15 protein-coding genes and 3 pseudogenes are annotated in these 22,287 nt (G+C 68.5%); 10 read left to right on the forward strand and 8 right to left on the reverse strand.

Annotation, left to right across the window (positions count from 1 at the left end):
- Positions 1 to 100: 100 nt before the first annotated feature.
- Positions 101 to 2,908, reverse strand: coding sequence for an AfsR/SARP family transcriptional regulator (locus FHS29_RS04670; RefSeq protein ID WP_312864745.1), 2,808 nt, complete (start codon positions 2,906 to 2,908; stop codon positions 101 to 103).
- Positions 2,909 to 3,148: 240 nt separating this feature from the next.
- On the opposite strand from FHS29_RS04670, the gene lanKC reads away from it, so the two are divergent.
- The 3 genes from lanKC to FHS29_RS04685 all read left to right on the forward strand — a co-directional run bounded on the left by lanKC (position 3,149) and on the right by FHS29_RS04685 (position 7,952).
- A complete protein-coding gene (gene lanKC, locus FHS29_RS04675) occupies positions 3,149 to 5,767 on the forward strand; it encodes a class III lanthionine synthetase LanKC (RefSeq protein ID WP_184688490.1) in 2,619 nt (872 codons plus the stop codon).
- Between the two features lie 46 nt (positions 5,768 to 5,813).
- Positions 5,814 to 5,951: a hypothetical protein gene (locus FHS29_RS04680; RefSeq protein WP_184688492.1), complete on the forward strand. Its 138-nt coding sequence runs from the start codon at positions 5,814 to 5,816 to the stop codon at positions 5,949 to 5,951.
- An 81-nt stretch (positions 5,952 to 6,032) separates the two neighbouring features.
- Positions 6,033 to 7,952, forward strand: a complete 1,920-nt coding sequence (locus FHS29_RS04685) for an ABC transporter ATP-binding protein (RefSeq protein WP_184688494.1) — start codon at positions 6,033 to 6,035, stop codon at positions 7,950 to 7,952.
- Here FHS29_RS04685 and FHS29_RS04690 read toward each other — a convergent pair.
- Together FHS29_RS04690 and FHS29_RS04695 are read right to left on the reverse strand one after the other, a co-directional pair.
- On the reverse strand, positions 7,864 to 8,325 hold the full coding sequence (locus FHS29_RS04690) for a hypothetical protein (protein WP_184688495.1): 462 nt from the start codon (positions 8,323 to 8,325) through the stop codon (positions 7,864 to 7,866). The genes FHS29_RS04685 and FHS29_RS04690 overlap by 89 nt on opposite strands.
- Positions 8,326 to 9,154: 829 nt before the next feature.
- Positions 9,155 to 10,555 carry an AfsR/SARP family transcriptional regulator gene (locus tag FHS29_RS04695; RefSeq protein WP_184688497.1) on the reverse strand — a complete coding sequence of 467 codons (1,401 nt, stop codon included), beginning with the start codon at positions 10,553 to 10,555 and terminating at the stop codon, positions 9,155 to 9,157.
- A 152-nt stretch (positions 10,556 to 10,707) separates the two neighbouring features.
- Between FHS29_RS04695 and FHS29_RS04700 the strand changes: the two genes are divergently transcribed.
- Complete coding sequence (locus FHS29_RS04700) at positions 10,708 to 11,037, forward strand: hypothetical protein (protein WP_184688498.1); 330 nt, start codon at positions 10,708 to 10,710, stop codon at positions 11,035 to 11,037.
- Positions 11,038 to 11,074: 37 nt separating this feature from the next.
- On the opposite strand, the gene FHS29_RS04705 is transcribed toward FHS29_RS04700, so the two are convergent.
- Positions 11,075 to 11,656: a hypothetical protein gene (locus FHS29_RS04705; RefSeq protein WP_184688500.1), complete on the reverse strand. Its 582-nt coding sequence runs from the start codon at positions 11,654 to 11,656 to the stop codon at positions 11,075 to 11,077.
- 245 nt (positions 11,657 to 11,901) lie between these two features.
- On the opposite strand from FHS29_RS04705, the gene FHS29_RS04710 reads away from it, so the two are divergent.
- Positions 11,902 to 12,879: an NsdA family TPR-like regulatory protein gene (locus tag FHS29_RS04710; protein WP_184688502.1), complete on the forward strand. Its 978-nt coding sequence runs from the start codon at positions 11,902 to 11,904 to the stop codon at positions 12,877 to 12,879.
- Positions 12,880 to 13,076: 197 nt separating this feature from the next.
- Positions 13,077 to 13,401: pseudogene (locus tag FHS29_RS04715) on the forward strand (transposase); the annotation flags it as partial.
- A 137-nt stretch (positions 13,402 to 13,538) separates the two neighbouring features.
- On the opposite strand, the gene FHS29_RS04720 reads toward FHS29_RS04715, so the two are convergent.
- Positions 13,539 to 14,504 (reverse strand): squalene cyclase, encoded by a 966-nt coding sequence (locus FHS29_RS04720; protein ID WP_312864746.1) that lies wholly within the window; start codon positions 14,502 to 14,504, stop codon positions 13,539 to 13,541.
- A 127-nt stretch (positions 14,505 to 14,631) separates the two neighbouring features.
- Between FHS29_RS04720 and FHS29_RS04725 the strand changes: the two are divergent.
- The 3 genes and pseudogenes from FHS29_RS04725 (at position 14,632) to FHS29_RS38435 (ending at position 16,787) form a co-directional block, all read left to right on the forward strand.
- Positions 14,632 to 15,766: pseudogene (locus tag FHS29_RS04725) on the forward strand (IS701 family transposase).
- Between the two features lie 458 nt (positions 15,767 to 16,224).
- A pseudogene (locus FHS29_RS04730) lies at positions 16,225 to 16,568 on the forward strand (Tn3 family transposase); the annotation flags it as partial.
- Positions 16,569 to 16,571: 3 nt separating this feature from the next.
- Complete coding sequence (locus FHS29_RS38435; RefSeq protein WP_376774386.1) at positions 16,572 to 16,787, forward strand: hypothetical protein; 216 nt, start codon at positions 16,572 to 16,574, stop codon at positions 16,785 to 16,787.
- Positions 16,788 to 16,954: 167 nt separating this feature from the next.
- Here the strand turns inward: FHS29_RS38435 and FHS29_RS04735 are convergent, their stop codons facing one another.
- The gene (locus FHS29_RS04735; RefSeq protein WP_184688505.1) at positions 16,955 to 17,899 is read right to left on the reverse strand and encodes an alpha/beta fold hydrolase; all 945 of its coding nucleotides are present in this window, start codon (positions 17,897 to 17,899) and stop codon (positions 16,955 to 16,957) included.
- A gap of 188 nt (positions 17,900 to 18,087) precedes the next feature.
- On the opposite strand from FHS29_RS04735, the gene FHS29_RS04740 reads away from it, so the two are divergent.
- Positions 18,088 to 19,035 (forward strand): helix-turn-helix transcriptional regulator, encoded by a 948-nt coding sequence (locus tag FHS29_RS04740; protein WP_184688507.1) that lies wholly within the window; start codon positions 18,088 to 18,090, stop codon positions 19,033 to 19,035.
- Between the two features lie 995 nt (positions 19,036 to 20,030).
- On the opposite strand, the gene FHS29_RS04745 is transcribed toward FHS29_RS04740, so the two are convergent.
- Positions 20,031 to 20,231: a hypothetical protein gene (locus FHS29_RS04745; protein ID WP_184688508.1), complete on the reverse strand. Its 201-nt coding sequence runs from the start codon at positions 20,229 to 20,231 to the stop codon at positions 20,031 to 20,033.
- A 406-nt stretch (positions 20,232 to 20,637) separates the two neighbouring features.
- Positions 20,638 to 22,287, reverse strand: a 1,650-nt coding sequence (locus tag FHS29_RS04750; RefSeq protein ID WP_184688510.1) for a tetratricopeptide repeat protein, incomplete at its 5' end; no start/stop codon positions are given.

Below are 22,287 nucleotides of genomic sequence, written 5' to 3' on the forward strand. Positions count from 1 at the left end.
CATCGACTGACCGACGCCGACCCCGACATCATCCCGTTGCCTGACTGAAACTGACACCAACGAAACGGACCCTGCCGGTGACCACCCCGAGTGGTTCGGACTACGTCGAGGATTCGGTGGACGGGTGGCCTCCGGAATCAAGTGCGTCGAGTTGTCGCTGCACCCGCTCGGCGTCGGCCTTACGCCCCTGCTCCCGGTACAGCTCCAGCGCTTCCCGCCACATCACGTGGGCTTGGTCGTGCCGCCCCAGGGCGGCGTGGGAATGGCCGAGATTGTCCAGGGTGTCGGCGACGCTGTAGGTGTCGCCGAGGTCGCGGAACAGGTCAAGCGCTTGTTGATAGTGGCGGATGGCTTGGTCGTAGTGGCCGTCGTGGTGGTCGATGTAACCGAGGCTGTCCAGGATGGTCGCCTTGCCATCGGGGTCGTCGTAGCACCTATGCAAGGCGAGGGCCTCCTCGCAGTGAACGCGGGCGGTGACGTAGTCACCGCCGTGGGCAGCGAACCAACCCACATCATTAAGTGCGCGAGCTTCCCACGTCGGCCGGTCGACGGCACGGAAGAGATCTAGTGCACGGGTGGCGTGGTACAGAGCTCGCCGGTTGTCCTCTCGCTGCCCCCAGACCCAGGCAAGCGTCTGGTGGGTATGGGCTTGGTCGACCGAGTCGCGGTAGCGCTCGGCCAAGGCGAGGGCATGATGCAGGTGCCCGACTGCTTCCTGGTGGCGTCCCAGGTCGGCATAGGCGACGCCGACGAACCGGTGAGCGAGGACGCGGGTCGTCGGGTCCGATAGGTGTGCGGCTGCCTTCAGGGCATGGCACCACACCACCAGCCGGTCGTGAAGCTGCCCCCGCCGGGCCTGGAAACTCGCAAGGCTCCAAGCCACCTGCCACACGGTGTGATGCCATGTTCGGGTGGCGGCTATGTGCTGGACTGCCAGCAGGTTGGTGTGTTCGGTGTCGAACCAGGCCATCGCCGCCGGACTGTCGGGCAGCGGATGAATCTGAGTACCAGACACTGGTGGGTCGAGCGGCAACGCCTGGCGGTGCGAGTCCAGTAGATGGTCGGCGGTGCGGGCGGTGTGGGTGTAGAAGCCGAGCACCCGGCACAACGCCGCTTCCCGCACATCGTCGGCCAGGTCGTGGGCTGTGGTGGCGGCGTAGGTGCGGATGAGGTCGTGCATCCGATGGCGGCCGTGGGCGTCTTGGCTGATCAGCGATGCCTGTTCTAGCCTGCGCAGCAGGGTCCTTGCGTCGTTGAGGGGCAGGCCGACGAGGCTCGCGGCGGCCGGGAGGCCGATGTCGGGGCCGGGGGCGGTGCCCAGCAGGGCGAACGCGGTGGCCTGGTCGGTGGTGAGGGCGCGGTGCGACCAGGACAGCACGGTGGGCAGACTGGCGGCCGGGTCGCCGTCGTCAAGCGCGTCCAGTCCGCTCTCGCGCAGTTCGGCGGCGATGGCGGCCAAGGACAGGTACGGGTCGGTGTGGGCTCGGCTGGCGACGATGCTCAGCGCCAGTGGGAACCCGCCGCACAGCCGCTTCAGATCCCCGACCGCAGCCGGTTCCGCCTCGACCCGAGCGGCCCCGAGTCGGGTGGTGAGCAGGTCGCGGGCCTCGGTGTCGTCGAGGATGTGCAGGGCGAGGTGGCGGGCGCCCTGGCCGGTGATCAAGCCGGGCAGACGGTTGCGGCTGGTCACCACCACGGTGCAAGACCCGTTGCCGGGCAGCAGCGGAGTGACCTGTGCGGTGTTGGCGGCGTTGTCCAGCACCAGCAGCATCCTCCTGCCGGTCATCAGGCTGCGGAACAGCGCGGCCTGGGCGTGCGGGTCGACAGGAATGCGGCCGGGGGCGACGTCGAGGGCGTCGAGGAATCCGCGCACCGCCACCGCCGGGTCCATCGGTTCGCTGTCGGGGCTGAAGCCGCGGAGGTCCACGAACATCTGTCCGTCGGGGAACCGGTCGGCGTGTCGGTGCGCCCAGTGCAGCGCCAGCCACGTCTTGCCAATACCGCCCGCGCCGACGATGACGGAGACGACCACGGTGGCGGCCGTGTCCGAGGCGTCTTGCAGGATCGCGTCGAGCCGGCCCAGTTCGTCGTGCCGACCGACGAACTGGGCCGGTGCGGCCGGCAACTGGCGGGGCACCGCGGAAGGACCGGTCGCATTCTCGGTCGCGAGGGCGCCACCAGCCAGGGAGAGCTCGGCGGTGAGGATGCGCTGATGCAGCTCTCGCAATGCCGGGCCGGGATCGGTGCCCAGTTCCTCGACCAGCCGCTGTCGGACCCGCTGGTAGTGCTCCAAGGCGTCAGCCTGGCGGCCGTTGCGATATAGCGCCAGCATCAGCTGTGCTGCTACGCGCTCGTCGAGTGGATCAGCGACTGCCCGTGCGCGCAGTTCAGGCAGCAGGTCGGAGTGTCGGCCGCACCGCAGTGCCAAGTCGATCCAGTCGGCTTCCGCGGCGGCGCGCTCTTGGCGTAATCGTTCCTGCAGCTCGTGTGCCCATGGCGTGTCCAGTTCGGGCAATGCCTCGCCACGCCACAGCCCAAGGGCGTCCTCGACCAGCGCCAAGGCAAGCGATGGGTCTTCCTGCTTCCGCGCCGCGGCGAGCAGCCGGTGTAATCGGTGCACGTCCACGCTGTCAGGGTCGAGGGCAAGCAGGTAGCCACTGCCCTGTCGGGTGATCGTGATGCCGGTCTGCGCCAGTGCCCGACGCAAGTGGGACAAGTAGGTACGCAAGGCCAGTCGCGCCTTGGTGGGCGGCTGCTCGCCCCAGACACGGTCGATCAGACTCTCCACCGGCACCACCCGGTTGGTCTCCACCGCCAGCGCCGCGAGCACCGCACGCTGCCGGGCATGCCCTACCGGCAACACGCGATCGTCCTGTCGAACCTCGACCTCGCCCAGTACCGCCACCACGACACGCGGTCGTTCGCCCCCCACAGCGATCCCCTCCCCCTTCCCTGGATACCAGCCGTGGGCAGGCGATACAACGCAAATCCAACGAAGTCTTATCGCCGCATCGCGACAGTGGACGACATCACGGCACGGCCCGGTCGACTCGGTTCGATTCGTCGCCAAGTCGTCAGCAGGAATCGCACCGAAGGTCCGGAACCGGGAAACGCCGTTCGGTCAACGGGCGGCGCCGTGGAACGCGACGTGGCAAGCATCAGGCAGGAGGAGAGCGCGGTGGCCGTCCCCATGGAAGCCCAGTACGAGGTCTTCTGCATGACCGATCCGGACTTCTACGACACGATCGACCTGGACATCACCGACGACCAACTGTTCGCGCCCCTGCGGGAGGCCGCCACCCCGGTGGGCTGGAGCCGGACGCACACCCGCGGCTGGGTGCACTACCAGCCGATCGGTTCGAGGATCCCCAGACAGGGCTGGAAGGTCCACGTCTCGGCGACCGTGGACGGGGCCGAGGAGGTGACAGGGAAGGTCTTCGACTACTGCGTCGGCCACGGCGCGACGTTCAAGCTGGTCCCCAGCGCCCCGGAGTACCACAACCGCAATATCAAGTACGGCGAGCGTGCGGGCGGCGGCAAGCTCGCCGCGATCTACCCGGTGGACGAGCGCGACCTGGAGACCGTGGTGACCGGGTTGGGCGACCTGCTCGACGGCGTGCCCGGTCCCTACGTGCTCAGCGATCTGCGCTGGCGGGACGGCCCCGTCTACGTCCGCTACGGTGCCTTCGAGCAGCGCACGGTCAAAAGGGCGGACGGCCGCCCGGTGATGGCGATCGAGGACGCCGACGGCAACCTCGTTCCCGACCACCGGGGACCGGTCTTCTCGGTACCGGACTGGGTGCGGTTGCCCGCGTTCCTCCAGCCGGAGCTGGAGCGCCGCGACGCCGCCCGCGTCGACGGGTTGCCGTTCGAGGTGGTGCGGCCGTTGCACTACTCCAACAGCGGCGGGGTGTACGAGGGCCGCGAGAAGGCCACCGGAGCCAAGGTCGCCGTCAAGGAGGCCCGACCGCATGCGGGGGTGGACCGCGCCAGGCGGGACGCGGTGACCCGGTTGCGCCGGGAGCGGGACATCCTGGAGGCCCTGCGCGGGCTGCCCAACGTGCCCGCGCTGAAGGGCTACCACGGCACGGCGGGTCACGAGTTCCTGGTCGAGGAGTTCGTGGAGGGAACCACGCTCTACCGCGCCTGCGTCCGCCGCAATCCCCTGTTGCGCCCCGGCCGGCCCGACCCGGAGGAACTGGCCGGGTACACCGGGTGGGCGATGTCGATCTGGCAACACGTCGCCGACACCGTCCGGGCCATGCACGCGCGAGGGGTGGTGTTCGGGGACCTGCACATGACCAACGTGCTGTGCCGTGACGACGAGACCGGGGTGTGGCTGATCGACTTCGAGGGCGGCTGGTTCGTCGCCGAGGGCGGTCGGCAGCTCATGGCCAATTCCGGTTTCGTGGCGCCGCGGAACCTCACCGGGGTCGACGTGGACGAGCACTCGCTCGCCGCGCTCAAGATCGCCATGTTCGCGCCGTTGACCGCCGTGCTCCGGCTGAACCGGGGCAAGGCGGCGCAACTCGCCGAAGTCGTCGTCGACCGGTTCGGTGTGCCGGCGGAATGGCTCGCCGACGCGGTCGCCACCCTGCGCGGGGACCACCCGGAGCCGGTGGTCTCCCTCCACGAGCTGCCCCCCGACCCGGCGCGCTGGGACGCGGCCGTGACGTCGGTGGCGGACGGGATCCGCGCCGCTGCCACCCCTGACCGAACCGACCGGCTGTTCCCCGGTGACGTCGCGCAGTTCCTGGAGCCGGGAGCGGCGTTGGGCATGGCGTACGGCGCGGCCGGGGTGCTGTGGGCGCTGCGGACGGCAGGCGAGGAGTACCCACCGGAGTGGGAACGGTGGCTGGTCGACCGGGTGGCGGACCAGGACGACATCCCTCCCGGCTTCTACAACGGCCTGCACGGCATCGCATACGCACTGTGGGACGTCGGCAGGCGCGACGAGGCGCTGGAAGTGCTCGACCGGGCATGGGCAGGGCCCGAACCCGACGACGCCGACCTGCACCAGGGCCTTGCCGGGACCGGCCTGACCTGGCTGCACTTCGCCCGCGAGTGCGACGACGACCGTTACCTGCTCCGGGCGCTGCGCAGCGCGGACGCGGTGCGGGATCGCCTCGGCCAGGTGACCGACGTGGCCGAGGTCAGCGGCGGCGGGCAGCCGATCGCCGGTCTGCTGCAGGGCTCCTCCGGACCCGCGCTGTTGCTCACGGAGGTCTTCGAGGAAACCGGTGACCCCGGATACCTGGACGCGGCGGAAGTCGCGTTGCGCCAGGACCTGCGGCGCTGCGCCTACAGCGACGACGGCGCCCTCCAGGTCAACGAAGGGTTCCGGATGATGCCCTACCTGGCGACCGGCAGTTGCGGCGTGGGTATCGCGCTCGGCCGCTACTTGGCGTGCCGCCCCGACCCCGAACTGGAGACGCGACTGGCGGAGATCCGGCCGGCCACCCGGGCGTCGTTCTACCTGTTCCCCGGTCTGTTCCACGGCCAAGCGGGCACGGTCCTGTACAACGCGGCCCACGAAACCGATGCCGCCGACGCGTCCGCCGATCAGATCGCCGGGCTCAACTGGCACGCCCTGCGGTGGCGTGGCCACCTGGCGTTCCCCGGTTCGCAACTGCTGAGGATGTCGATGGACCTGGCGACCGGTGGGGCGGGCGTGCTGCTCGCCCTGACCGCCGCCCGTGCCGCGAGGACCGGCGGACGCCTGTCGCTGCCGTTCTTCCTGCCCCCGAAAACTCGGACGCGACCGTAGGACCGCGTTTGAGGCAGTTCACCCAACCACGAAGGAGATGAGTCACATGTCGGTCTACGACCTGCAGGGAATGGCGAACACCGATGAGGTCGAAGCGATGGCCAGCGGCTGGAGCTTCTCGTGCTGCAACCCCGGCACCGATCACAGCAGCGCCTCGGTGACCTGCCACCAGAGCTTCGTCTGATCGACCCGCATTCCTCGGGTGGCCGCTCCCAGTCGAAGTGGGAGCGGCCACCCGCCCTGCCGCCACGGAGAGGACGTGCCCGTGCCTGAGCGTTCGTACACCGCTCTGCTCCGCTTCCTGCGCCCCTTCCGCGCTCGGATCGCCGTGTTGGTGGGCATCATCGCGCTGTCCTCCGCGATCGCGGTTGCACCCGCGCTGGTGGGGCAGCGGCTCATCGATCACGGGGTGCTGCGTGGGGACTCCCGCGCGGTGTGGCTGCTGGGCGGGGTCTTGGCGGCTGTCGGCCTCGGCCAGTCAGGTCTGTCCTATGTGGAACGAAGATACGCCGCCACGGTAGCCGAGGACGTGGTGCTCCGCCTGCGCACCGACCTGTTCGCTCACCTCCAGCGGCAAGCGCCGGGCTTCTTCACGGCGGCCAGGACGGGTGCCGTCGTCTCCCGCGTGCACGGTGACGTGACCGGTGTGCAGAGCGTGGTGTCCTCGACAATCCCGGCCGCTGTCGGCGCTGTGGTGATGCTGGTCGCCGCAGGCGGCGCCGTGGCGGTGATGGAGTGGCGGCTGGTCGTCCTCGTGCTTGTGCTGTTGCCCTTGCTGTACCTGCTGACGTCGAAGTTCACCGCGGCGTTGCGCCGGGCGGGGCAGGACGTGCTGACCTCCCAGGCCGACCTGGACACCCTGGTCGCGGAGCGGCTGAGCCCGGACGGCACCGAGGTGATCCGGCACTACAGCCGCCCGGACTGCGAGTTGCCGGGGTTCCGGGTGCGCGCGGACCGGGTCCGCACGGTGTCGGTGCGGCGCGCCGGGGTGGCCGCCGCCTTGGGCGCCGTGCTCACCTCCGTGATCGGGTTGACCACGGCGGTGGTCTATGTGGTCTCCGGGCAGTTGGTGATCTCGGGGGCACTCAGTGTCGGCACGATGGTCGCCCTGGTGGCGTTGCTGGCCCGGCTGTACGGGCCGTTGACCGCGCTGCCGGGCGTGCGTGCCCAACTGGTGGCCGGGCTGGTGGCGTTCGACCGGGCGCGGGAGGTGCTGGACTTCGCACCGCGCATCGCCGAACAGCCGGGGGCGCGGCGGCTGCCACGCACGGGTACGCCTCCGTCAGTGGCCTTCCGCGATGTCGGGTTCGGCTACCCGTCCCCGGACGCCTTGGTGGTGCCGTCGCTGGCCGGCGACATCGATGACGGTGCCGGGAGGGACGCGGTGCTGACAGCCGTGGACTTCACCGCCGAGCCGGGCAGCACGGTCGGCATCGTGGGATTCTCCGGCGCGGGCAAGTCCACCCTCACCCGACTGCTGACCCGTTCCTGGGACGTGACCGACGGCCAGGTACTGGTCGACGGCGTGGACATCCGGCGATTGCGCCTGGACGACGTGCGGGCCGCCGTCGGCGTCGTGACCCAGGAAACATTCCTGTTCAACGACACCATCCGCGCGAACCTCCTGCTGGCGCGCCCGGAGGCGAGCACCGACGAGTTGGTGGCCGCCTGCCAGGACGCCTGGATCTGGCCGTTGATCGAACAGTTGCCCGCAGGTCTGGACACGGTCCTGGGCGACCGCGGCCTGCGGCTGTCCGGAGGCGAACGCCAGCGGCTGGCCATCGCCAGGTTGCTGCTGAAGCGGCCGCAGATCGTGGTGCTCGACGAGGCCACCTCGCACTGCGACACCGTGACCGAGCAGAGGATCCAGGAGTCCCTGAAACCGTTCCTGCGCGAGCGGACATGCCTGGTGATCGCGCACCGGCTGAGCACGGTCCGGGCCGCCGACCTGATCCTGGTCATGCGCGACGGACGCGTGGTCGAGCGCGGCCGGCACGACGAACTGGTGGCGGCAGGCGGCTGGTACGCACGACTGCACCAGGCCCAGCACGCTGGAGGCACCGGAATGTCGACGATCACGGTCGATGAGGCGTCGACTACGACGGAGACTGCCGGCCCAACCCCGACGATGCGTTCGCATGGCGTTTGCCGCGACGGCGGGGTCGGATGGGGTTGGCGGGGATGAGTTTGTCGTCGGCGGCGTCGGACAGCACTTCGACGGTGGTGGTGACGGTGGAGGGCGCGTAGCGGGTGGCGAGTTGCTTGCGCCAAGCGGCGACGGCCAGGCCGGTGATATCGGCCAGGGAGGTTCGGCCCCAGCAGGGCCGGATGTGGTTGGTGACCAGGCTGCGGTACTGAATTTCGGTGGTGCGGGACAGGTCGAGGGCGTCGAGCCAGTCGTCGGCCCATTCCGCCACCGTTGTCCAGCCTGCCGCCGAGTCGATCCAGGTCCCTCGGCGTTGATCGGTTTCGAGGGTGTCGGCGTAATCGTCGGCCAACGTCTTGTGGGTGAATTCGGGGACCGAGCCCAGGGTGCCGTCGTCTTTGAGGTAGCGCACCCGCCAGGTTGTGCCGCGTTTCCGGACGGTATGACACGCTCATAGACGCTCGGTTGGCGGCAAAGGGCAATAGTGTCGGGGAAGTTCTTCGGTGTCAGCGGGTGCGGCGTGGCCGCCGCTCCCTCGGTGAGGCGCTGACCAGGGGTTCAGCTCGATTGTCCTCAGCCGCTAGAGCGACGTCGCCACGATGTCGACCGCTGTGCGGACCTCCCCCCGCAGGGTCTGTTCGTCTGGCTCCCGTCGCGTTGGGGGTGCGGACGTGTGCGGACCAGCGTCAGGCCGAGGCCGCGCCGGCGACACTCGCTAGCGGGTCAGTAGGCGCGGTCGAGCAGGAAGTTCAGGGCGGTGTGGGGCACAGGTGTGCCGTCGGGTCTGGTGATGGTGGCGGTGAGTTCGGCGACCTGCTGGTCCGGCGGAGAAGTCCGGAGCGTTTGGCGCAGGGCCCAGGCGGCGAAGTCGACCGCGCTGCACCGGTGTGGGTGGCACGAAGTCGTCGTCCCAACTGCCGTGGGCCTCGGCGGTGCGCCACCGGTTGAGCTGGCGGTGCAGGTAGGGCAGCAGGCCGGAGTTGGTCTTGGCCTTGCCGTTGTTGCATGCGTGACGCGGGAGCCGGCGGGGTCGTGGTCGAGCAGGTGCATACCTTGCCCGGCCATTCGCGGGTATTGGCCATCCACAGGTGTTGTTCGTCGCGGAAGCCGGGCACGTCGCGCAGGACGGTGAGGATCTCGTCGACGACGATGCGCACGTCCAGGCCCAGGACTTCTGAAACTGTTCCGAAGTGCAAGGTAGTGGGTTGGTTGGTCAGCGCCAACCGCCCTGCCCGGTGCGGTCAGGGGCGAGGTTCGAAGGTGAAGGTTTGGCCGGACCCGGACGGGTCGCACGGCAGTTGGAAGACCGGTGCCCAGTCGGTCATCGAGACGTCGAGCACGCCCAGGCAGAGGTTGCTGTGCACCGCGCGGAGGCGGAAGCCCGCCGCCGGGCGGTCGACTGGGACCAGTCGGAACTCCTCGGCGGCGCCGGTATCGCAGAAGTGGTTGTACACCGCCGCGCCGGTGTTCGTCGATGCCTTGGGGACGCCCATGCACCCGCCGCCGAACTGCGGGTGGTGGGTCAGTACCCGGTAGACGTCGTCGCGCACCCGGCGCAGCGCCATCGTCGGCATGGCGCGGGCGCAGTCGCGCTGATAGACCCGGCCGCTGTCGTCGGTCGGATCTTCGGACAGACATAGCGTCGAGTGCGCGAGCTTGATCCGGTAGCCGCCGGAGGGAAGCGGGGTAGTTGGCGAAAGTGCCGTTGGCTGTGTGGTGGACGGCCGATCCACAGGGGAATCCGCGGCGAGCAGGGTGACCGCACCGGCTATGCACGCCAGCACCGCGATCAGGGCTGGGACGCGGCGGGCGGACGGTGACGGCAAGGAGCTTCGGCTCGGCGCCGGTGTGACGCTTCGCCTCGGTGCCGGTGTGGCCGTTGGAGGCGGGAGCAGCCCGGGGTCGGCACGGAGGATGCGTTCGTGCAACTCGCGGACCGGTGGGCTGGGATCGGCACCGAGTTCCTCGGCGAGTTGCCGGCGCAGCCGGTCGTAGTGGAGCAGCGCGTCGGCTTGGCGGCCACTGCGGTACAAGGCGAGCACGAGCAGGGCGGCGAGCCGTTCGTCCAACGGGTGGTCGGCGGCCAGCGCGGTCAGTTCGCTCAGCAGTTCCGCGTGCCGGCCGTCGTGCAGGGCCCAGTCGATGCGGTCGAGCCGGGCCGCGAAGCGTTCCTGGAGCAGTGTCCGCCGCACTGACTGCGCCCACGGGGTGTCCAGTTCCGCCAGCGGTTCCCCTCGCCACAGCGCCAGTGCGTGGTCGGCGAGTGTGAGGGCACGGCTTGGGTCGGGTTGCTTGCGTGCCGACGCGAGCAACTCCCGGAAGCGGTGCAGGTCGATGGCGTCGGCTGCGATGGACAGGACGTACCCGTTGCTTTGGCGGGTGATCGTCACCCCGGTCGGCGCGAGTGCCTGTCGCAGGTGCGACAGGTAGGCGCGCAGTGCCGAGCGTGCCGTGTGAGGTGGATGTTCGCCCCAGATCCGGTCGATGAGGCGGTCGACGGACACGGCCCGGTTGGCCTCGAACAGCAGGACACCCAGCACGCCGCGCTGGCGGGTGTGCCCGAGGTCGACGCGCTCGCCGTGCAACCAGGCTTCGACGTCGCCCAGGACACCCAGTACCAGTGCTGCCCGTTCGACCCCCACCACATCTGCTTACCGCGTGCGGGCAACGACTTCAGGGGCTGTTCGGGCGACAGCGCCAGAGCACGCCATTCAACGAACGCGCAGTGGGTCTTCTGCGTGCCGCCGGGAAGCTCACGGCTGGGTCGATCGACCCGCCCACAGGGAGGAACCACATGAAATCGCACAGGATGTTGGCCGCAGTCGGCGCCGTCGCGGCCGATCTGGTCTGGGTGACACCGTCGGCCGCACTCGCCGAGCCGGATGCGGACGGAGCGTCGACCGGCGCGGCGTGCCGGCCGCACGGGCACTCGGCGAAGGACAAGTTCGACAACGGCTACCCGTGCGCCGGACGGCACGAACTCACGCGACCGTGGCCGGCTTTGGGCCCACCCGGACGCCCGACAGTCGGCCACGCCTTGCGCAGTCGAGGCCTGCTGCGGCCGGTGCACCGAGGAGAGTCCGTCGCGCAGACGCTCAACGCCGATCCGCGCCGCAACGGCTGACGCCGGAGCGCGGGAGGCGAAGACACCGCTGCACGGGTCAGGACAGCCCGGTCTGAGCCCAACTACGAACCGGCAGGCGGTTGGCCATCTGCAGCACGAGGACGGTGCAGGAAACGGCTGCGGCAAGACCGAGAACCCACAATGCGCCGAGACCGAGGCGGGCGAGTACCGACACACCGTGGCGACCGAATACGTATCCGGTCGTCCACGCCAAGGCCAGGACACTCGCACCGGTGAAAGTAAACAACAGCGGCAACGTGGATCCCAGGAAATGAGGACGCCGCCTTTGGCGGTCCTCCAACCACCGCTCCCAGCCAAGCCCTCCGGGCACCCGGCCGCTCAGCTCGTCCTTGATGTACGCCGCAACCCTGAGCGTGCCGAAGTGCTGTGCCACAAGGCGACCGCACAGGAGATACGAACCGAACGGGACGATCAACAGTAGTGCGGTCATTCCCGGACGCGTAACAGCGAATCCGAATATGGCACCGGTCAAGGTCAACTGCAACGACAGCATCTGCTGTTGGGCCTTCACACGGTCCTGTATCTCTTCGCGAAGCGCGGCAAATTCCGCCAACGGCCCCTCGGTGCCATCAACAGCACCGTCGGATGAGGACGACATGACACAACGGTACGCATGCCGAACAACACAAGTGGAGCAAGTCACCCGTACGGCGCATACGACACAACCGTTCTCTAGCAAGGAGCCACCGAACATGATCACCAACCCGACTCGACAGCGTGCCCTGTGCGGCCACAAGCCCACCCGCCCCAACCCACGTGCGGCCGACACCGCCGAACACCAAGCCGTCCTGGCGTGGCGGCTGACCCCGCGCGACAAGTGGATCGCCCGGATGCACTGGCGCTGTGCTCCTCGCCCAGGCCGCCGTCGCGCACGCCGCCCTCGTCGACCGGAAGACGGCCCTCGACCTGCTGGGCAAGGCCGAGATGCTCCTGGAGAAGGTCGACGACGACCCGCGGTCCACCGGGCGCATCGACCGGGCGGACGTGGGGCACCTGGCGGGCCAGGCACTGGCGTTCCTGCTCGACCACAAACACGCCGAGGCCGCGCTGCGCGAGTCGTTGGGACACCGCTCGGAGGGCGAGCGCCGCTCCCGCCTGCTGACCACCCACTACCTGGCCGAGCTGCAGCTGCACCGAGGGAATCCGGAACTGGCGTGCACCACCTGGCAGCACTTCCTCGACGAGTGCGCCTGGGCCCGCTCCGGACGCGTGCACTCGGCCCTGCACACGTTCCGCAGGCAGCTCCAGCCCGACCGCGGCAACGTCATCGTCCGCCAAGCGCTGCGGAGGGCGGAGCGCCTGGCGGAGCGCTCCACCGGACCGCGGGTCGAGCGCGCAGCACCACAACGCCGCCTTCACAGCAGCGACACCCCACCGGCGAATAGCACGGGCTCGCCCACGAGGACAACACCACTGCGCACATGTCGGGCCCCGCCCGACCTGACCGCAATCGTTGACCAACCGGAAGCAGACGGACTTCGGCACTCGGTTCGTCCCGGGCAGCCGGCCGGGCGAGGAAGCAAAGAACAGCAGGCGACGCCGAGCGGCCCCTGCCACATGTCGGCTACAGCAGAGAGCACTCGTCACCGCAGGAGATTCAGGAGTGACCTTGGCGCCGTGGTAGGTGCCTTCGAACGCGGCGGTGGCCTCCAGACGCCCGTTGCCGCCAAGGATGATCTCCTGCCCCGGGTTACCCGTAACTCGCACCGTGAGACGGGTCTTCAGCGCCGGACCAGGAAACTCTCCCTCTCCCACCGCCGCGAGGACGCGTCCAGCGAGGCCCGCATTGATCCACGACAAAGGACTGCCCGCCAGGCCTGACCGTGCCGCATCGCCAACGTTGTACCTCATAACAAATTCATCCATGCAGATGAGAAGCGCGAGCAGCACCAGCGTTCGGGTAGCTCGAGGGGTGCTCATGCTCCGGAGCGCCGTCGACTGACGCGGCACGATGACGGCCATGCCGCTCCGACTGGCCTACCTGAGCGTTCCCAACGCGTTCGTTGGGACTGTGAAAGTTGGGCGATCAGTTGGTCAGCCGGGCCCGCGCCGGTGGACTGAAGTTGACCGGTGAAGGCGGGGTGCTCCAGCAGCTGACCAAGCGGCTGCTGGAGTCCGCTTCGGAAGGCGAGATCACCGACCATCTGGGTTACGTCAAGCACGACCCGGCCGGGCGGGGTACTGGCAACTCGCGCAACGGCACCCGCTCCAAGACCGTGCTCACGACGTGGGGCCGGTGGAGATCGACGTGCCGCGCGATCGCAACGCCGGGTTCGAGCCGCAGATCGTCAGATCGTCGCCAAGCGGCAGAAGCGCCCGACCGGCGTGGACGAGATGGTCATCGGCCAGCTCGGCACCGACCTGGCCCGGTTCACGTTCCTGCTTGGCCACGACGACGGCGAATCCCTGTTCGGCCCTGGCGACCAGCAGCATCAGAGTGTCTCCCGAGCTGGGGTCGATGGCCTGGTGGCTCATCACAACTATGGAGTCTGGGAGTCCCACCAGGCGAGCACGCGTGTCCCGAACAGAGTCAGCCACCTCGACGGCTCCCCTGTCGGTGCGTCGACCTCGAACCACACCCGCCCGGGTTGTCGTCCTGCCTGGAGCCAGGTGCCGTCCGGCTGCCTGGCGGCACGGATGAGCTCAATCGCGTCAGCCATGCGCCGGTCCGGTCTCGTGCCGTCGAGCAGGGAAGCCTGGCGGAAGTACTCGGCTGCGTTGAGCACGTTGTAGCACCAGCGGAAGGGGTAGCCGAAGCGATCCACCCACGGTGCCACCGGCTCGCCCGTCGAGAGGCGACGGAACAGCCCACGCCGCAGGAGGTACTCCTCGCCGGAGCACCGGGCAGCGCGCGTCGCGTCCGTGCCTCCGGTGGCGATGTCGTAGGCGAGTAGTCCCTTGAGGGAGTTGAGCGTCGAGTGAAACGACGATCGTTCCGAGCCGTCGACCCACTCACAATTCCAGCCGCCGTCGGGCAGTCGATGCTCGAGGAACCAGCCGACGATGCCGGTGACGTCGACGCCGAGCCACACACCGTTCGCGACCGTCCAGGCGTTGATACAGCAGTCGACCTCGCCACCCCAGTACGGCAGGTTCTCATACTCCCAGCGGCTGTTCTCGGCGAGCAGCTCGGCCGTGCGACGCTCACGCAGGATGTCGGCATCGAGACCCCACTCCCGCAGCGAGTTGAGCGTCCACGTCGTCGCCGTCCAGGGCTGCCCGGCATCTTCTGCCGCTTCGGGACCGTGAAAGTCGAAGTCCGCGGGGAAGAACGCGCCGCCCGCCCACTGGCCGTCCGGGTCCTGCAACGCGAGCAGGCGCTCGCCGAAGCCCTCGGTCGCGATCCTCGCCCGCGTTGCTTCCCACACCTCGGGCGGTTCATGCGCGAGATCGCGCTCGACCTGCCAGCGCAAGGCCGGATCGGAGTCGCGAAGCCACTCGGTCACGGCTCTAGTCACCATGGAGCGACTTTAGCCGGAGACTTCACGGCGTGACGATGACCAGGCGGTATGGAGTTGTCAAGCACTAGTACTGCAACGGCACTCGTGTGTCTCGTAGTGGATCATGTGGTGTGTGGTTGTGGATCTGGCTGTGGCGGAGTTGGAGCGGGTGCACGTGTTGATCGCGGGGCGGTTCACGCGGTCGGAGCCGCGGGCCCGGTCGCGGGAGTATCTGCTGGGGTTGACCGCGGGGTTGGAGCGCAAGAACGGCTGGACGCTGGCCGAGCGGGCCGGTGAGGTGTCCCCGGACGGGATGCAGCGGCTGCTGCGGCGGGCGGATTGGGACGTCGACGGTGTGCGTGACGACCTGCGCGACTATGTGGTGGAGCACCTGGGTGACCGCGACGGGGTGTTGATCGTGGGACGAGAGCGGGTTCCTGAAGAAGGGCCGGCGGTCGGCGGGGGTGCAGCGGCAGTACTCCGGCACCGCCGGGCGGGTGGAGAACTGCCAGATCGGGGTGTTTCTGGCCTACGGCTCGGCGCGCGGTCACGCGTTGATCGACCGGGAGTTGTACCTGCCCGAGTCCTGGACCTCGGATCGGGACCGTTGCCGGGCCGCCGGCGTTCCGGACGGGGTCGGGTTCGCCACCAAGCCCCGGCTGGCGATGGCCATGCTGGAGCGGGCCTTCGACGCCAGGGTGCCGTTCGGGTGGGTGACCGGTGACGAGGCCTACGGTCAGGTCGGGTACCTGCGGTCCTGGTTGGAGCACCGCGACGCGGCCCACGTGCTGGTGACCCGCCGCAACGACGCGGTGGTTACCACCGACGGCGGGCAGGTCGCCGCCGAGGAGCTGGTCGCGGGCCTGCCCGCGCAGGCGTGGCGGCGGTTGTCGGTGGGGGCGGGGGCGCACGGCCCGCGCGAGTACGACTGGGCGAGGCTGCCGATCCGCACCGACTGGAAACCGGGACGCGGACACTGGCTGCTCGCGCGCCGCTCGATCTCCCGGCCCGACGAGTTGGCCTTCTACCTCTGCTACGGGCCCCGGCGCGCCACGCTGCTGGACCTGGCCTGGATCGCCGGGGCGAGGTGGCGGGTCGAGGAGTGTTTCCAGCAGGCCAAGAACGAGGCGGGATTGGATCACTACCAGGTCCGGTCCTTCCGGGCCTGGTATGCCCACATCACCCTGTCCATGCTCGCCCACGCCTGGCTCGCGGTGTCGCGTTGCCTTGCCACAAAAGGGGAACCGGCCACGACGAGCCGGGCATGATCGGCTTCACGTTACCGGAGATCAGACGCCTGCTGATCAACCTGGTCCTGCATCACCGGCCCACCGTCGAGCATGTCTGGTCCTGGTCGTGTTGGCGCCGACGACGCCAACACCAGGCCCGCCTCAGCCACTACAAAGGACGCGGCTACCCACTCACCTGAGTGCCGTTGCAGTACTAGGGCGCCGCCCAACGACGGCATGAGACTCGTCAGGGCGGCGGTCTGACCGGAGTCGATCGACCAGCCGACGACGCGGCGGAATGGACGTCGGGATGACCGCGCAGTACACCTTTCCCTCACGGGTCGGGCGTTCGGTGATGTCGGTGACCTACACCGGATCGGCGTGGCGCGGGCGAAGTCGCGGTCGACCAGGTCCACCGCGGTGGCGTGTCGTGCCTCGGACGCGGGCGGCGTCGGCGGGGCAGGCCCTTGATTCCGTTGCGGCGCATGAGAAGTGCGATGGTGTTGTGCCCGACGGTGGTTGTCCCGTGCGGGGTCTGGGAGGCCGTCTACATCAACGAAGGGTTACTGCGCAACGACTCCGACATTCAGCCCGACACCATCCACGCCGACACCCAAGGCCAGTCCCTGCCTGTTTTCGGACTCGCGGCGCTGCTGGGATTCGACCTGCTCCCGTGCATCCGCAACTGGGCCGGCCTGAACTTCTACCGGCCCAGCGCGGACACCGGGTTCGAGCACACCGACTCGCTGTTCGGCGACCACGTGATCGACCGGGGCTGATCGAGACGCACTGGACGGATCTGCTGTGCACCGGGATCTCAATCAGCGAGGGCCGCCTGTCGTCGGTGACGCTGCTGCGGCGGCTGGGCGACAACTCCCGCAAGAACCGCCTGTACCGGGCCCGCTTCGGCGGCGAGTTGATCGGCCGCAACGACCCGGACTACCAGCAAAAGATCATCAAGTGCAACGAGCTGCTCGCGAACTGCGTGATCTACTCCGACTCCTGGTGCCGGTGCGCTGTTCCCCGGCGACGTCAGCACGACGGCCTAGCCATCGGGTAGGTCGGCCTGACCGGTATCGATGAGCTGGTCAGGCCGAAACCGCGAGGTCACGTTACCCACATTTCGACCACGTCAAGTGGTCGAGCTCGGGCCTCGGCCGAAGAGAGATTCACATACTGTCCGATGGCTCGAAGAGTTTCAGGCGACATGAACCGGATCACGAGCCACTAAATGACATCCTGCCGTTCCAGCCATTTCGTGATCGCCTGGTTCGTTTCTGCCGGCTTCTCTTGCTGGATCCAATGACCACAATCCAGATTGACCACTTCCACATTGGGCACGAACTCGGCCGGCTTGTCAGACCTCTGGACCGCATCCCGATCGCCGTAGATCATGAGCGTTGGCTGCTGGATGATCGGGTCCACGTCCGCCAGCAAGTGCCAGTTGCGGTCGAGGTTTCTGTACCAATTCACACTGCCCGTGAACCCTGTCGATTCGAAGGCGGAGACGAAAACGGCCAGTTCACTGTCGCTCATCACGGGCTCGCCGAGTGGGGTTTCCGCTCTGGCGAGATCGATCAACGCCATACCCGGCTGAGGCTCCCTGGGGGGCTCGTTCTTCCGGTACATGTTGCGAAGGAACTGGAAGGTGTTCTCTTCGAACACGGCGTCCGCGACGCCTGGCCGCCGATTGAAGTGGACGAAGTAGAAGTCGCCACCGAGCACATCTTCCATGGACTCGATCCAGGGCTTTTCTCCGCGCTCCTGGTAAGGCAAGCTCAGGTTGATCACTTTGTTCACCCGGTTCGGATGCAGCAGGGTCAGTCCCCAGACGACCATTGCACCCCAGTCATGACCAACAAAGGCCGCATCCTCGTATCCGTAGTGATCGAGGAGTCCGACGAGATCACCCGACAGGTGTTCAATGTCGTAGTCCGTCACTTCTGCCGGACGGGACGAGTTGCCATAACCCCGCTGGTTCGGGACGATGACATGGTAGCCCGCTGCGACAAGGGCGGGCACCTGGTGGCGCCAGGAGAAGGCATGCTCCGGCCAGCCGTGGCACAGCACAATGGGCTTTCCTGCATTCTGTCGGCCTGCTTCGAAGACTTCGAGTTCCACGCCGTTGACTGGAACAACGGTGGGCTCGGGAAAGCCGGCTGGATTGAACATCGAATTTCCTCACAATCTTTTCGGGGTGATCAGGCGACGGAGGTTCCCGACGATGGCGTCGGCGCACCCCTGACAGGCCGGGGCCGACACAATCGTGGGTGGTGGGACTCGTCGGTGAGGTCGTGTCGCCATCCTGCCGACCGAAACCGGTCACCCCATGACCGGTTTCATGTGGAAGTGTTGCCGGCGTGCGAACCGACCGGCTGGTGGCCGTCCTCCTCCTGCTGCAACGGCGCGAGCAGGTGACAGCAGCGGAGGTCGCCCGGGAGTTGGAGGTCTCCGAGCGCACCGCCCGCCGCGACCTCGACGCCCTCGCCATGGCCGGGGTGCCCGTGTACGCCATGCAGGGCCGAGGCGGCGGCTGGCGCCTCGTAGGCGGCGCCCGCACCGACCTGTCCGGGTTGACCTCGAGTGAGACCCGCGCCCTGTTCCTGGTTGCCGGCCCGGCTTCGGCTGCGACGCCGGCCGTGAAAGCAGCCCTGCGCAAGCTCGTCCACGCCCTGCCGGAGCCCTTCCGGGTGCAGGCCGAGGCAGCAGCGTCATCGTTGGTCATGGACCCGCAACGATGGGGGTCGAGTCGGGTCGAGCACCGACCACCTCGCTTCCTCGACGAACTCCAGGACGCGGTGATTCGCGGCGTCCAGGTGCGGCTCGGCTACGTCGACAGCAAAGGCGCCGAAACCGAGAGAACCGTCCACCCACTGGGCATCGTCGCCAAAGGTCCGTCGTGGTACCTCGTCTCCGACACCGAGGCCGGCCGGCGGACCTTCCGGATCGACCGCGTGTCGTCCGCCGACCCGACCGGCGATCCCGTGCGCCGGCCCGAGGACTTCGACCTCGCCGAGAGTTGGCACGAGATCGCCGACGAGATCGACCGCAGGCGAACGCCCCTCGAAATCCAGGCGGTGTGCGCGCCCCACGGGATCGGCCTGCTCCGGATGGGGCTCGGCAGTCGGCTCCAAGTCGGAGGCTCCACGACCGACGGCCGCATCAAGGTCCTGATCCGCGGCCACAACGAGTACACGCTCGCCGGCGAACTCGCCGGACTGGTCGAATGGCTCGAAGTGACCGGCCCTCCGGGTGTGCGAGACCACCTGGCCTCGATCGGCAACGCACTCGTCGAGCGATACGGTTGAGACCGTCCCACAGCGTCGAAGTGCGGACCTTGGAGGCGTCCTCGCGCGGAAGGTGGTGTCCCGGTCGACGCGGAGCCTGTTTCCGATTGCCCACTGGAACCGCTACTGCCGGTCCATATACCCCGATCGCCGCCACTACCCCGGTCGCGTCCTCCTACTGTCTCTACAGAACGCAGCGGCTGCCTACGCCGAAACAGTCTGACCGTCCCGCTCAGCTCGCGGCGCCAGACGGCGAGGTCGACCTGATCGCGCCAAGTGGGCCAGACCCAGGATTCACCCGTCGTCAGGGAGTCAGTGCAGCGTGACCGTCTCGACCCGACGTTCCTCGGCGTCACCTGATGGAGTGACTAAAGCGGGGAGCCGACTACCGCAGGACAGGGCGGGAAGCCCAGTGAAGCAAGAGTTCGGCCAGCTCCCTCCAGGAGGTGTTCATCATGCGACAGGTCTGGTGAACGTCCGGTGGGTGCTCCGCTCGGAGAGCAAACAAGTCGATGTGATGGCTGCACGTCGAGTAATCGCTCGTGCGCGTTCCCTGAGGACCGGATCATGGTCCATGATCCGGGCCTCAGTGACGGATCCTCTGTCCGCCAGGCGAGGTGTCGCGTTCTGGTCCGTACTTGCAGACTTGTCCTGCGGTCGTGCCGTGCAGGTTGTGCGGCTTGCTGATGACACGAGGTCGAGTTCGTCGTCCGCCCGTATCCCGGTGAGACACCTACCGCACCGAACCCGGTGGCCGCGCCCGGACCTGCGTTCGCCCCGGCGTGGCCACGACGAGGCCGCCCACCTGAGCACGGACCAGGGCTGGATCGGCGACGTGGCACTTTTCCCGGAACACTCGGAGTCCTGAGCCCGATCGCGGCCCGCGACGAATCAAAACCCGGAGAGCGTCTCTCGCGACGCTACCGGTGCCTGGTCTTCGTCCGGATTTCCCATGGGTGACTTGCCGTCCTGTGGTGCGCGAGACCAGGGCGTGGTGTCGCGCTCCGACCGGATCTTCACCGCGTGCAGCCGGTGAACCCGGACGGCCGCAGCCGGCCCGATGCCTCCGCATCGGGGATCTGCGGGATCGGGGAGTCGGGGGTGCGGGCCAGGATCAGCATGCGCCGTCGGCTCCAGTGGGCGTCCGTGCCATCCTCGGCCAGGAACCTCACCTGAGCGAACCCGGCTTCGCGCAGCCACTCCTCATACTCCGACAAGCTCGGCAATCGCAATGACCATGAGCACTCCCGATTCTTCCCGCCACGCACCACGGTGCGACGAGAGGTGAGGACATTCCCACGTCCAGCAACACGCGGAACGTCTGTGTATGCCGCGATGCGGGGCGTGTGCACGTCAGCTTGGCAGCCGCGGGCCGGTACGAGCGGTGCTTGCGCGAGATGCTGCTGCGGGTCTTGGGCACGGTCGTCACGACCGGCGATGTCCGCGTCGACCGCGCCAGCACACCTCATCCAGGCCGAGGACCGCCCGTGGATGTGTCCGTCCTGTCCGGTGACGGCACGACCGGGTACCGGTCATGAGCCGCACGCCTGCTTCCGCACCCGCGCAATCCGGTCGCCCGCGTTCCGCGATGATCGTTTCCCGCGTGGCGCGGAAGGCCGTGGGTCACGCGACGGTATCCGGGCTGTCGCCGGTTGTGTCACCGAGATCATCGAGTTGTTGTTGGACGCGTTCGGCGTCGGTGTCGCGGCCTTGTTCCCGGTACAGCGCCAGGGCTTCCCGCCACGCCGTGCGGGCCTGGTCGTGGTGTCCGAGGGCGGCGTGAAGGTGGCCGAGTTTGCCGAGGGTATCCGGGACCTCATAGGTGTAGCCGAGGGTGCGGAACAGGACGAGGGCCTGCTGGTAGTGCTCGACGGCCTGCCGGTGGTCGCCGGTGCGGTGGGCGATGAATCCCAGGCTGTCCAAAGTAGACGCCTCACCGATTGAGTCGTGGTGGTGTCGGTTCAGGGCGAGGGCGGCGCGGCAGTGGTCGCGGGCGGTGTCGAAGTCACCGAGGCGCGCGGCGTACCAACCCACCTGGCTGAGCGCGTCCGCTTCCCACACCGGCTGGTCGAGGGCGCGGTGGAGGTCGAGGGCGTGTCGTGCGTGGTTCAGTGCCTGCCGGTCGTCACCCTGTCCTTCCCAGGTGAGCGCCAGCGTTTGGTGGATGTAGGCCTGTTCGGTGGTGTCGTGGTGGCGCGCGGCCAAGGCGAGGGCCCGGTCCAAGTGCCCGACGGCTTCCTTGTGCAGACCTAGGCAGGTATAGGCGTCGCCTAGGTTCCGGTGTGCCCGGATGCGGGTGGTGGGTTCCGGTAGGTGAGCGGAGGCGTCCAGCGCGGCCCGCCACGAGGCGAGTCTGTCGCGCAGGCACCCCCGCCGGACGTGGAAGACGTCCAGTGCCCACGCGAGGTGCCAGACAACCTGATGGCGACCGAGGGCGACGGCCGCGCGCTGGGTGGCGAGCAGGGTGGCGTGTTCGGCCTCCAGCCAGTCCGTCGCGGCCTCGGCGTCGGGCAGCGGATGTGGGTGGACGCCGGGTGCGGGCGGGTCGGGCCGCAGAAGCTGGCGGTGGGGGTCCAGGAGGCGGTCCGCGGCGAAAGTGGTGTGCAGGTGGAAGTCCACCACCCGGGCCAGGGCCGTCTCCCGCACGTCGGCGGGCAGGTCCTGGGCGATGGTGGCGGCGTAGTCGCGGACCAGGTCGTGCATCGCGTACCGGCCCTGTGGACGTCGTTCGAGCATCGACGCCTCTTCGAGCGCCGACAGCGCCTTGCGTGCGCCGGCCGAGGGGAGGTCGGTGAGGGCGGCCACGGCGGGCGCGGTGGTGTCGGGACCGGGGGCGATGCCGAGTAGTGCGAACACCGTCCGTTGCTGGTCGGTGAGGCGGCGTAGGGACCAGGACAGGACGGTGGGCAGGCTGGCGGCGGGGTCGGTGTCGTGGTCGAGGGTTTCCAGTCCCGGTTCGCGTAGTTCCGCGGCGATTTCGGTCAGGGGGATGCAGGGTCGGGTGACGGCGTTGCGGGCGGTGATCGCCAATGCCAGTGGGTGCCGTCCGCACAGCCTGATCAGCTCGTCGGTCACCTCTGACTCGTCGGCTACTCGTTGCCGGCCGAGGCGTGCGGCCAGCAGGGTGCGGGCCTCGTTGGTGGTGAGGACGTCCAGGGGCAGGTGGTGGGCGCCGTGCCGGTCGATCAGGGACGGCAGTCGGTGGCGGCCGGTGACCAGTACGGTGCAGGTCGGGCTGCCGGGCAGCAGCGGGACGACCTGCTCGGGGGTGGC

It is taken from the genome of Saccharothrix tamanrassetensis, from assembly GCF_014203665.1.
In the GTDB taxonomy this organism is placed as follows: Bacteria; Actinomycetota; Actinomycetes; order Mycobacteriales; family Pseudonocardiaceae; genus Actinosynnema; species Actinosynnema tamanrassetense.